Origin of the sequence: Arthrobacter pigmenti, from assembly GCF_011927905.1 — a bacterium.
GTDB classification, from domain to species: domain Bacteria; phylum Actinomycetota; class Actinomycetes; order Actinomycetales; family Micrococcaceae; genus Arthrobacter_D; species Arthrobacter_D pigmenti.
Map to the genome: position 1 here is coordinate 3,273,472 of NZ_JAATJL010000001.1, position 12,407 is coordinate 3,285,878.

Consider the following 12,407-nt stretch of genomic DNA (forward strand, 5'->3'; position numbering starts at 1 on the left):
ATGTCTACCCTCACGCAGACCGGCGGCCAGCCCGATGGGCCGGCATCACCGCCGCGTAGAGATAAATCCCAGCCGCTCAGTGCGCTGGACAAGTTCTTCAAGATCACCGAGCGTGGTTCAACCCGGGGGCGCGAACTCCGCGGCGGGCTCGTCACGTTCTTCACCATGGCGTACATCGTCATCCTCAACCCGCTGATCCTGGGCGGATTCAGTCCAGACGCCGCGGCGCTCGACGTCGAAGGCGGATGGCTGCAAGCCTCGCAGGTTGCAGCCGTTACCGGCCTGACCGCCGGCGTCATGACCATCATCTTTGGCCTGGTAGCGAACTTGCCTTTCGGCTTCGCTGCCGGACTGGGCATCAACTCGTTCCTCGCGGTGTCAGTCGTAGGCGACGTGACCTGGCCCGAGGCCATGGGCCTGGTGGTCATCAACGGCCTGCTTATTGTCTTCCTCGCTGTGACCGGCGCCCGAACCGCAATCTTCAACGCAGTGCCGCGTCAGCTCAAGGCCGCGATCACCGTCGGTATCGGACTGTTCATCGCCTTTATCGGATTCGTTGACTCCGGCTTTGTCACCGCCACTGCGGGCGGCCCTCCAGTTCAAATGGGCGACGGCGGTTCCATCACCACTGTGCCGACGCTCGTGTTCATCATCGGCCTGATCACCATGGGCATCCTCATGGCGCGCAGGGTGCAGGGCGGGCTACTGATCGGGATAGTGGTGACCACCATCATCGCGATCATCATCGAGCTGTCACTGAAGCTCGGACCGGGCGGCCCGAACAACCCGACCGGCTGGCACCTGAACGCACCGGTCATCCCGACCAACATTGTCTCGCTCCCTGATTTCAGTCTGGTGGGAGCATTCGACCTCTTCGGTGCATTCGATCGCATCGGAGCACTGGCTGCGACCATGCTGGTCTTCACCCTGGTGTTCACGAACTTCTTCGACGCCATGGGAACAATGACGGGGCTGGCAAAGCAGGCAGGCCTTGCTGACAAGCGCGGCAACTTCCCCCGGCTGAAGTCAGCACTCATCATCGAAGGTGCCGGAGCTGTGGCGGGAGGCGCGACGTCGGCGTCCTCCAACACCGTGTTCATTGACTCGGCTTCCGGTATCGGTGAGGGTGCGCGGACCGGGCTCGCGTCGGTGGTGACCGGCTCGCTCTTCCTGTTGGCGATGTTTTTCACTCCCTTGACCGCAGTGGTGCCGCTGGAGGTAGCGGCGGCTGCCCTCGTCGTCGTCGGTGCCATGATGGTTGCGCAGATCCGGGAGATCAACTTCCGGAACTTCTCGGTGGCGCTGCCGGTGTTCCTCACGATCGTGACCATGCCGCTGACCTACTCGATCGCGAACGGGATTGGAGCCGGTTTCATCAGCTGGGTCATCATCCGGGCTTCGTCGGGCAAGGCACGCAAAATCCACCCACTGCTGTGGGTGGTCGCGGCCGGCTTCCTGGTCTACTTCGCCCGCGGACCGATCACCCTTTGGATGGGCGGCTAGAAGCTTTACCCGTTCGATTCGGTGCGTCTTTGAACCTCGGGGTCATGACTAAGGGTTGCTGTAGCGGCGTCGGCCCGGCACAATCCACGGCTCAATTCCGTCAAAGACGCACCGAATCGTGCGCTACCCGCTAGCTGGGCACGGGCCGCCCATGCACAACTAGACTGGCGCCGTGAACCTCACATTCGACGGCGAGATTTGGTACTGGCGCGGGCCGGCACCGTTCCACTTCGTGACCCTCCCCGATCACCAGCGCGACGAGTTAAGAACTGTCTCGAAGATCGTCAGTTACGGCTGGGGCATGATCCCCGCGACAGTGAGCGTCGGCGCGACCACCTGGACGACATCGCTGTTCCCCAAGAACGGCGGGTACATAGTGCCAATCAAGGACTTCGTGCGCAAGAACGAGGGGGTCGACGATGGCGACACGGTCACCGTCGCGCTGACCATTGGGGCCTGAGCGAACCGGCAGTCCCATTAAATCGAACGGTTTAGTGGGAAGGAACTGTTCCTTCCCACTGAATTGCCCGATTCAATGGGACGCTTTGCTGTGGAGGATGACCAGTTGCTGGGTAGCCCGGGTCATCGCCACATAACGGTCCACGGCACCCTCAACGTCCTCACCGAAACGCTCCGGATCAACCAGAACCACCAGATCGAACTCGAGCCCCTTCGCGAGCTCCGGCGTAAGGGCCTGAACACGGTCCTCCGCCGAGAAGGTCGACGAGCCGATAACGCACGCAATGCCCACCGGATGAGCTGCGAGCCACTCCTCAAGAACAGTGCCCAGCTCAGCAACATGACCCTGCATCACCGGAATGCCGTTGGAGCGCACGGACATCGGTACATTGGCGTCCGGCACCGCGGCCCGGATCACGGGTTCGGCCTCAGCCATCACCTCCACCGGTGTGCGGTAATTGACCGTCAGCGACGAGACCGCAACCTTCCCGAGTCCCACCCGCCCGAGCCGTTCCTGCCACGTCTCCGTGAACCCGTGCCGGGCCTGCGCCCTGTCCCCCACGATCGTGAAACTCCGCGACGGACACCGGGCCAGGAGCATCTGCCACTGGGCGTCGGTCAATTCCTGAGCCTCATCCACGACGACATGCGCGAATGGCCCTGCCAACCGATCCTGATCCGCGCCAGGCAGCGCCCCCTCATCAACCAGGTTCTTCTGCAGGTCAGGGTGACGCAGCATGGTGACCAGCCCCTCGCCGTCGTCGGCCTGAATGAGGTCCTCCACAACTCGGGTGAGGTGCGCCTGCTCGGCGGCAGCAGCCTTTTCATAACGACGACGGCGCCGGGCCGTCTCCGCGTCTCCCAGCCTCCGCCGTGCCGCGTCGAGAAGCGGCAGGTCAGACACCGTCCAGGCGGCGGGATCCTTCCGCTGCAGTTGCCGAACCCCATCGCGGTTCAACCATGGCGCGCACAGGCGCAGGTACGCCGGCACGGACCAGAGGTCACCAACGAGGTCAGTCGCCTCGATCATCGGCCAGGCCCTGTTCAGGGTCGACTGCAAGTCCCGGTTCCGCGCCAATTCTGTGCGGAGAGTGTCGGAAGGGACGCCGTCGTCGTGCTTGTCCGTCAGGATGGTGAGAAGCGCCTCGGCGACCTGTTCGCGTGCCTCGTTGTGCGGGGTGCCGGCCTCCACGGCGCTGAACGCCTCGGCCCAGTCGGCGCCGCTGAGTTCCAGATCGGACCACGGCGTCTCAACCGTCATGGCTTCGGTCGGTGGCTCCTCGTAGAACCTCACCGCCCCCTCAACCGCTTCCATCATCTTCGCGGACGACTTCAGGCGCGCGACATCGGGGTTTGGCTCTGGTACCGCCGCCGGCCCTTCCGGCGTGAGGTCGCTCAGGGTACAGGTTTGCACACCTTCCTCGCCCAGGCTGGGCAGGACATCTGCAACATAGGCGAGGTACGGCTGATGCGGGCCGACGAAGAGCACACCGCTTTGGTTTTGGGCACCACCGTGGCCGAGACGCGGGTCCGAGTACAGCAGGTACGCGGTCCGGTGCAGGGCCACGACTGTCTTGCCCGTGCCCGGACCGCCGTCGACCACCAGCGGGCCCCGGGAACCGGCACGGATGATGGCGTCCTGATCTGACTGGATAGTGCCGAGAACATCCCGCATGCGGGAAGATCGGCTCCCTGCGAGGCTGGCGATGAAGGCGGACTGGTCGTCGAGGGCGGCACTGTTTTCGAGCCCAACCAGTGTGAAGACCTCGTCCCAGTAGTCGGTGATGCGGCCGCGAGTCCAGCGGTAGCGGCGGCGGCTGCTGAGTCCCATCGGGTTTCCGTGCGTCGCGCCGAAGAACGGTTCGGCCGCCGGGGAGCGCCAGTCAATCAGCAGGCGCTGGCCGTCGCTGTCTGTGAGGCCGAGGCGCCCGACGTAGACGGGCTCGTCGTCGCCCGCTGCCACCATGCGCCCGAGGCACAGGTCCAGGCCGAACCTTCGCAGGGTCCGCAGCCGGGCGCTCAGCCGGTGAATCTCCTGATCCCGTTCGAGCGCGGCCTGGCCCTTGTGGCCGGAAGCCTTGCGCTCGGCGTCGAGGCGTTCGGACAGTGCGGTGAGAGTTCGTTCGAGGGAATCGGCGATGAGGGCGAAGTGCTGTTCGTCGTCGTCAATCAGGGCCGGGGCCTTCTTGGCGGCGAGGATATCCGGGAGGTCGAAGGCACTGATAGTGAGGGGTTTCATGGCGTGGGCTCCGATCGGATGGTGGACCGATCGACAATTCTGCGCCACGAGGGGGGCCTTGCCACAAGCCCCCACCTGAGCTATAGATTGAGAATGGAGGGGAACGTTCCCCTCCATTCTCATGTCCGGCTCAGCGCCGCGGGTCAGCCTCCGGTCAGCTTCCGCAACAGATCCGCCGCCGCGCTCACCGCAATGACCGCCGGTGCCTTCCCGACGACGTCGGGCAACCCGATCGGGCACTGGATGCCGTCGATCTCGGGCTCCGAGTAACCCTCCGCCAGCAGCTTCTGCCGGAACCGGGACCACTTGGCCGAGGATCCGATCAGCCCCACCGAACCAAGATCCCCGCGGCGCAGGGCCGCGTCGCAGAGCAGGAAATCCTCGGAGTGGTCGTGGCTCATGATGAAGACATGCGCGCCGGCGGGCAGTTCGCGCAGGAACGAGTCCGGCACCGGCGTGTGCACAGCCTGCACGTCAGCGACACCCGCACTCACCTCGGCCAGCCGGTCCGGCACAAGCTGCTCACCCCGGCTGTCCACCAGGAACAAGCGCAGCGGCAGCCTGGACAGGATCCGTCCGAGTTCCAACCCGACATGCCCGACGCCGAACACCGCCACGGAGGGCAGCGAGAGGAATGGTTCGAGCAGCACCCGCACCTTTCCTCCACAACACTGCCTGCCATGCTGCGTCACCGCGTGCTCGCTCAGCGAGAACTCGGCGTTCTCCGCCGAAGCATTCCCGGCGGCCATCATCTCCCGCGCCCTGTCCACGACTGTCGCCTCGAGGTTGCCGCCACCGACGCTCCCCCACGTAGCGTCGGTGCCGACCACCATCTTGGCTCCGGCCTCCCGCGGGGCATGACCGCGGACCTCGGACACCGTGGCCAGAACACCCGGCAGGCCCTCCGACCTCAGGTGCTGCAGGGCCTCCAGCCAGTCCATGTCAACGCACTGATGTGGTGACGGGGGCGCGCCGCGCGCTGTCCTGGTGCGCGTCGTCGTCGTCCTTGGGAAGATCCGACGACGCGAGCTTTGCGCTACTGACAGATGCCCGTTCGATCGCCCAGAACACGGCTTCCGGCGTAGCCGGGCTACCGAGTTCCACGGCGCGGGCGCCCGGGCCGAAGGCGGCAACCGCTTCACGAAGGGCTTCCCGAACGCTGAACGCCAGCATCAGCGGGGGTTCACCAACGGCCTTGGATCCGTAGACAACGCCGCTCTCAGTGGCCCGCTCGAACAGGTGCACGTTGAACTCCTCCGGCATTTCGGAGAAACTCGGCAGCTTGTAGGTGCTGGCGGACTGGGTAGTCAGGCGGCCGCGGTTGGCGCCGTCGGACACGTCCCACCGCAGCTCTTCCAGCGTGAGCCAGCCGGCCCCCTGTACGAAGCCGCCCTCAATCTGTCCGACGTCGATCAGGGGCGAAAGGGTGTCACCGACGTCGTGCACGATGTCCGCCCGAAGCTGGCGATACGCGCCGGTGAAGCGGTCAACCTCAACCTCTGTGACCGCAGCGCCGTAGCTGAAGTACTTGAACGGTTCGCCCTGCATGCGGGAGCTGTCCCAGTGCAGGCCCTCCGTCCGGTAGTACCCGGCAGCCCAGAGGGAGACGCGCTGGAAGTACGCGTCGCGGGCCAGCTGTTCGAAGGTCAGTTCGGAGTCGTGGAAGCCGATGCCGGTGACCTTGCCAGCGTCGAAGCGGACGTCGTCGGGGTGGATGTTCAGCTTCCGTGCCGCCACTTCCGCAAGCCGGGAGCTGATCTGCTCGCACGCGTTCTTGATGGCGCCGCCGTTGAGGTCAGCACCGGAGCTGGCCGCCGTTGCAGAGGTGTTGGGCACCTTGTCGGTCCGCGTCGGGGCCAGCCGGACAAATGACAGCGGGACTCCGAGCGCGGTCGCGGCGACCTGGCGCATCTTCGTGTGTAGGCCCTGACCCATTTCGGTTCCGCCGTGGTTGATGAGCACCGAGCCGTCCTTGTAGACGTGCACCAGCGCACCGGCCTGGTTGAACGCCGTCAGGTTGAACGAGATACCGAACTTGACCGGCGTCATGCCGAGCGCGCGCTTCTGGTTCGGGTGCGATGCGTTGAACCGGGCGATCTCCTCCCGCCGCCGCGCAATGTCCGAGCGGTCCTCCAGCGACTGCCAGATCGCCGCCAGCCGCTCGGCGTGCCGCACGGGCTGGCCGTACGGTGTGCTCTGGCCTGGTTCGTAGAAATTACGACGCCGGAGCTCGCTCGGATCCACCCCCAGCAACGGCGCGCACCGGCCGAGCAGGTCCTCGATGACGAGCATCCCCTGGGGGCCGCCAAACCCGCGGAACGCCGTCTGCGAAGTCTTGTTGGTCTTCGCGATGCGCCCGTGGACCCGAATGTTCGGGATGAAGTACGCGTTGTCGATGTGGCACAAAGCGCGCTGCAGCACCGGCTCCGAGAGGTCGAGGCTCCAGCCGCCGTCGCTGGTGAGGGTGGCATTGAGTGCCTGGAGGCGGCCGTCGTCGTCGAACCCTACTTCCCACTTCGCGTGGAAGGGGTGGCGCTTGCCGGACATGGTGATGTCCTGTGTGCGGTTCAGGCGCAGGCGGACAGGGCGGCCCGTGAGGGTTGCCCCGAGGGCCGCGATCGCAGCGAATCCGTGCGGCTGCATCTCCTTGCCGCCGAACCCGCCGCCCATCCGCAGGCACTGCACCGTCACTTCATGGCTGTGCAGGCCAAGGACGTGCGCCACGATCTCCTGGGTCTCGGAGGGATGCTGGGTGCTGCACTGGACGAACACCTGCCCACCCTCGTCGATGTGGGCGAACGATGCGTGCGTCTCGAGGTAGAAGTGCTCCTGGCCGCCGAACTCGAACTCGCCGCTGAACCGGTGCGTTGAGCGTTCCAACGCCGCATCCGGCTCGCCGCGCTCGACGGTGGGCTGGTTGCCCTGGAAGCTCCCGGCGTCGATCGCTTCGGCCACTGTCAGCAGCGAGGGCAGCGGCTCATACTCCACCTCGACGGCCTCGGCGCCCAGCCGGGCGGCCTCCAGGGACTCACCCAGAACCCAGCACACTGCGTGGCCGTAGAACATGACCTCGTCAGGGAAGAGCGGTTCGTCGTGCTTGATGCCGGCGTCATTGACACCTGGAACGTCCGACGACGTCAGCACCCTCACCACGCCGGGAACCTCCAGCGCGGGTTCGGTGCGCAGGCTCAGAATCCGTGCCCGCGCGTGCGTCGCCTGAAGTGGCCAGGCATGGAGGACGTTCTGGCTGCGGACAATGAGGTCGTCGGTGTAGAGGGCGGTTCCGGTCACGTGGGCGGACGCGCTCTCGTGGGAGACCGAAACGCCGACCACGGGATTCACGGGACGTTCTGCGAGGGATTTCACTTGGCCACCTCCAGTGCCGGTGCGTTCTCTGCGTGGAACCGCAGCAAGGCTTGTCTCAGCATGGCCGAGCGGTAAAGCGCGCTGGCCCGCATGTCATCGATTGGTGTTCCTTCGCCGGCCATGACCACTGCGGCCGCGGCGGCGGTGTCGGACGTCCACGGTTGTCCCACGAGCGCCGCTTCAGTCTTCAGTGCCCTGATTGGCGTCGCCGCGACACCGCCCAGCCCGATCCTGACGGAACTCACGACGCCGTCGCTCAATTGCATGGCGATGCCCACCGACACGCTGGAGATGTCATCGAAGCGCCGCTTGGCGATCTTGTAGAACGCTGTGCTCTCGGCGAGCGGCAGCGGGATTCTCATGGCGCGCAGCAGTTCGTTGGGTTTACGCACGGACTGCCGGTAGCCGGTGTAGTACTCCGAGAGCGGGACCTCGCGTTCCCCCTCTACCGAGGCCAGGACAACTCTCGTGTCCAGCGCGAGGAAGACCGGCGCGGAGTCGCCGATGGGCGAACCGGTGGACAGGTTCCCGCCGAAGGTTGCGGCGTTGCGGATCAGGCGGGATGCAAACTGCGGGAAGAGGTGGCTGAGCAGGGGTACGCGGCCGGCGAGCGCACGTTCCACTTCCGACAGGGTGAGGGCGGCGCCGATCTCGATAGAGTCCGCGCTCTGGCGCAACGTCCTGAGCTCTTCGAGCCGGTCGATGGCGATCGTCGTCGTCGGGCGCGAGTGCCGGAGATTCACTTCGACGCCCAGATCGGTTGCACCGGCAACCAGCTTGGTGTCCGGGTTGTCCTGCAGCGCCTGCAGTACCTCTGTGAGAGTTTCCGGGCGGCTGAACTGTTCCGTCTTTGTGCGCTGCGGCACAGGTGCCGGACGGTTCTGCCGGTCCAGCAGCGGATCGGCGTCCGGTGGCGTCTCGAGTGCGTAGGCAGCATCGCGGATTGGCCGGTAGCCGGTGCAGCGGCAGAGGTTTCCGCTGAGGGCGTGAAGGTCGAAGCCGTTGGGCCCGCACTCGTGGTCCGTGGCGTGATCTTCGCCGACCACTGAGGGCCCGGTTGCTCCATCAGATGTGTCGCTGTCAGCTGGCGTCCGCTCAGGGCGGTAGTACTCGGCGGCCATTGAGCAGATGAATCCGGGAGTGCAGTAGCCGCACTGCGAGCCGCCGCGTTCCGCCATCTCACGCTGGACGGGGTGCAGCTCTTCGGGCGTACACGCGTTGGAGACGTTTCCGAGACCCTCCGCCGTGATGATTTCCTGCCCGTCGAAGGCGAGGGCGGGCGGTAGGCAGGCGTTAACAGAGGTCCAGCGGCTGCGATCCGGTCCGTCCGGCCTCGCTACGAGGACGGCACATGCGCCGCATTCCCCTTCGGCGCAGCCTTCCTTTGAACCGGTGAGTCCTTCGTCCCGCAGCCAGTCGAGTAGTCGAGTGTGCGGGTTTGTCCCACTGCAGTCACGGACTTCGCCGTTGACGGTTACCCTGATTCCTTCCATTTTTTCACGCTCCCGTACGAACCGGACCGACGCGCCAACCGAACTGCCTGAACTTGCGTCAGACTGTTCGTTACGTAGTTTCGGTGTGATTAAGCGTACACCCATTTGATGGAAGTTTGTTTCCACGATGTGGAGATAGTTATGGCGAAGCGGAAGACGCCGGGAAAACGGGCCTGGCGCAAGTGGACCCGTAGACGCGCGGGGCCGCTCTGGATAGGCTTCACGCTAGGTCTCCTGAGCAGATGGGTCATGCCACATGGCTGATTACAGGGACCGCCGGTCATGACGAAACCGAACATCCTTACGGTTGATGACGATCCGCAGGTTTCGGCGGCCGTGGCCCGCGATCTCCGCAGCAGGTACGGGCCCGAGTTCCGGATCCTCCGGGCCTCCTCAGGCGCCGAGGCACTGGATGTCCTGGACAAGCTCGCTCTGCGGGACCAGGCGGTTGCCTTGATCGCGGCGGACCAGCGGATGCCCCGAATGACCGGGATCGAACTGCTGGAGCGCGCACGGCCGCAGGCGCCCGGTGCGAAATTCCTTCTCCTCACTGCCTACGCGGATACCGACGTCGCCATCCGGGCGATCAACGACATCGGGCTCGACTATTACCTGCTCAAACCGTGGGATCCACCCGCCCAGCGACTGTATCCGGTAGTCGATGACCTGCTCGACGACTGGCGAAGGGCGAACCCGGATCACACCTCGGACCTGCGCGTGGTCGGCGCCAGATGGTCCGACCGCAGCCACGAAATCAAGACCTTCCTTGCCCGCAACTACGTGCCCTACCGCTGGTACAACATCGAGCGCGACGCCGAAGCTTCACGCTTGCGAGACCTTGCGGGAGCGGCTCCGGAAGACATGCCCATAGTGCTGCTTCCCGACGGCGCCGTACTCAAGTCGCCGTCGACGCTCGAACTTGCATCCGCTCTGGGTTTGCGGACCCGTGCCGAACAGCCGCTCTACGACGTCTGCATCGTCGGGGGCGGACCGGCGGGCTTGGCCGCCGCCGTTTACGCGGCATCGGAAGGACTCAGCACCGTGATCGTCGAGCGCGAGGCACCCGGCGGCCAGGCCGGCCAGAGCGCCGCCATCGAGAACTACCTAGGGTTCCCGAAGGGTCTGAGCGGCTCCGACCTGACACAGCGGGCAATGGCGCAGGTCTCCCGGTTTGGGGCGGAAGTAGTGCTGGCGAACGACGTCGTCGGCTTTGAGTCCCGCGGTCAGGTACGGGCCGTTCTTTTTGGGTCGAAAGACATCGAGGCGCGGGCACTCATCATTGCCACAGGGGTGTCCTACCGGCGCCTCGAAGCGGAAGGGATGGAGGCGCTCAGCGGCCGCGGTGTTTACTACGGCGCGAACGCAAGCGAAGCCAGTCAGTGCGAGGGTGACGACGTCTACGTTGTCGGTGCCGCGAACTCCGCCGGGCAGGCCGCGCTGAATCTCGCGCGTTTCGCGAAGCGGGTGGTGCTTGTGGTCCGTTCCGGAACCCTCGAGGCAACAATGTCCCATTACCTTATTCAACGCATCACCTCATCGCCGGCGATCGAGGTCCGCTATCGCAGTGAGGTTGTGGCGGTTCACGGGGACGGCCATCTTGAATCCGTCACTATTGCGGACAGGGACACAGGCGGCACTGAGGAAGTCCCCTCAAGCTGGCTCTACATCTTCATTGGTGCGTCTCCGCGAACAAGCTGGCTTGGCGACGACGTCGTCCGTGATGAAAGGGGATTCGTCGTCACGGGGCACGACCTGCTCAATCCGGGCTACCCTCCGCGTTGGCCGCTGACCCGTGCGCCGTTTGCACTGGAAACCAGCGTGCCTGGCGTGTTCGCTGCCGGGGACGTCCGGCTGGACTCGATGAAGCGGGTGGCATCGGCAGTGGGCGAAGGCGCCATGTCCGTCTACCTGGTGCATCGCTATCTGGGGACCGTCTGATGGACCCGAGCGACCTGCGGGAGATCGACCTCTTCACCGGACTCAGTGACGAACAGCTGGCCGAACTCATCGAAGCAGGTGACGAGGTTCCCGTGAAACCCGCCATCAACCTCTTCGAGGAGGGTGAACCAGCGGACTACTGGTGGGTACTCATCGACGGCAGCCTTCAGCTGGTCCGGCACGTGGGACGGGAGGATAGCGTCGTCGGGACCATGGATGTGCCGGGGCGTTGGGCTGGAGGTTTCCGCGCCTGGGATCCGGCCAGCGTGTACCTTGCCACCGGCCGGGGAAGGACGCCTGGCCGGGTGCTCCGGGTCCCCGCCACAGCCCTGCGAGAGCTGTTCGGGAAGTGGTTTCCGTTCGGCGTGCATTTCATCGAAGGCTTGTACGGGACGGCCCGGCGCATCGAATCCACCGTGCGCCAGCGGGAGGCCCTGGCAACGCTCGGCACACTTTCGGCGGGCCTCGCGCACGAGATCAACAATCCCGCAGCCGCCGCGAGCCGGGCCGTCGACGCCCTCGAGGACGCATCGGGATCCCTGCTCGCCTCCGTGGGGCGCCTCACCCGCACCGGCATCACTCCGGTCCAATTTGCTGATCTGGAAGCCCTACGGCGGGAGATAACGACGACGACGGCCGTTCCTGACGCAATCACGCTCGCCGATCAGGAGGATCTCCTCATTGACTGGCTGTCGGAGCGGCAGGTCGAGCGCGACTGGCTCATCGGTCCAACTCTGGCCGCAGCGGGTGTTGACCTGGATTGGTGCGGTCGAGCCGAGGCCTTGTTCGAAGGGCCGGCGTTGGACCCTGCACTGGAGTGGGTAGCCGCCACCGTGTCCATGGAAAGATTGCTCGCTGAGGTACGGGAGTCCACCAGGAGGGTCTCGGAACTTGTTGCGGCCGTGAAGTCCTACTCTCAGATGGACCGGGGCTCCCGCCAGACCATCGACGTGGTTGAGGGACTCGAAAGCACGCTGGTGATGCTTGGGCACAAGCTTCGCGGCGGCGTGGAAATCGTGCGCGAGTACAGTGACGACGTTCCCCGCATCGACGCCTACCCGGGCGAACTGAATCAGGTGTGGACCAACCTGATCGACAACGCCGTGGACGCGATGGACGGCGTCGGCACCCTGCGCGTAGCCACCCGGGCCGAGGGAGCGGAAGTGTCGGTCGAAATAGGTGACACCGGACCGGGGTTAGCGCCCTCGGTGTCGAAGCGGGCCTTCGAGGCGTTCTATACAACCAAGGACGTCGGCAAGGGAACTGGGTTGGGACTCGACATTGCCCGGCGAATTGTTGTCGAAAGGCATGGTGGGACCATCGACTTCGAATCCGTCCCGGGCAACACTGTCTTCCGGGTGCGGCTCCCGCTCGTCCAGTCCTGAACTTCGCTGTTGCGCGGTCCTTCG

8 protein-coding genes are annotated in these 12,407 nt (G+C 65.2%); 4 read left to right on the plus strand and 4 right to left on the minus strand.

The genetic code is table 11. The annotated features are described in order from the left end of the window. Complete coding sequence (locus BJ994_RS15360; RefSeq protein WP_167995301.1) at positions 1 to 1,503, plus strand: NCS2 family permease; 1,503 nt, start codon at positions 1 to 3, stop codon at positions 1,501 to 1,503. Between the two features lie 172 nt (positions 1,504 to 1,675). Beyond that, positions 1,676 to 1,963, plus strand: coding sequence for a DUF1905 domain-containing protein (locus tag BJ994_RS15365; protein WP_167995302.1), 288 nt, complete (start codon positions 1,676 to 1,678; stop codon positions 1,961 to 1,963). A 72-nt stretch (positions 1,964 to 2,035) separates the two neighbouring features. Here BJ994_RS15365 and helR read toward each other — a convergent pair whose 3' ends face one another. The 4 genes from helR to BJ994_RS15385 form a co-directional block, all read right to left on the minus strand. After that, positions 2,036 to 4,201: an RNA polymerase recycling motor ATPase HelR gene (gene helR, locus BJ994_RS15370; RefSeq protein WP_167995303.1), complete on the minus strand. Its 2,166-nt coding sequence runs from the start codon at positions 4,199 to 4,201 to the stop codon at positions 2,036 to 2,038. Positions 4,202 to 4,344: 143 nt separating this feature from the next. After that, the gene (gene xdhC / locus BJ994_RS15375; RefSeq protein WP_167995304.1) at positions 4,345 to 5,142 is read right to left on the minus strand and encodes a xanthine dehydrogenase accessory protein XdhC; all 798 of its coding nucleotides are present in this window, start codon (positions 5,140 to 5,142) and stop codon (positions 4,345 to 4,347) included. Position 5,143: 1 nt separating this feature from the next. After that, on the minus strand, positions 5,144 to 7,567 hold the full coding sequence (xdhB, locus tag BJ994_RS15380) for a xanthine dehydrogenase molybdopterin binding subunit (RefSeq protein ID WP_167995305.1): 2,424 nt from the start codon (positions 7,565 to 7,567) through the stop codon (positions 5,144 to 5,146). Beyond that, complete coding sequence (locus tag BJ994_RS15385) at positions 7,564 to 9,060, minus strand: xanthine dehydrogenase small subunit (protein WP_167995306.1); 1,497 nt, start codon at positions 9,058 to 9,060, stop codon at positions 7,564 to 7,566. Before BJ994_RS15385 ends, xdhB begins: the two co-directional genes overlap by 4 nt. 282 nt (positions 9,061 to 9,342) lie before the next feature. Between BJ994_RS15385 and BJ994_RS15390 the strand changes: the two genes are divergently transcribed. Together BJ994_RS15390 and BJ994_RS15395 are read left to right on the plus strand one after the other, a co-directional pair. Beyond that, the gene (locus BJ994_RS15390; protein WP_167995307.1) at positions 9,343 to 10,998 is read left to right on the plus strand and encodes an NAD(P)/FAD-dependent oxidoreductase; all 1,656 of its coding nucleotides are present in this window, start codon (positions 9,343 to 9,345) and stop codon (positions 10,996 to 10,998) included. Next, positions 10,998 to 12,383, plus strand: a complete 1,386-nt coding sequence (locus BJ994_RS15395) for an ATP-binding protein (protein ID WP_167995308.1) — start codon at positions 10,998 to 11,000, stop codon at positions 12,381 to 12,383. Before BJ994_RS15390 ends, BJ994_RS15395 begins: the two co-directional genes overlap by 1 nt. Positions 12,384 to 12,407: the final 24 nt, after the last annotated feature.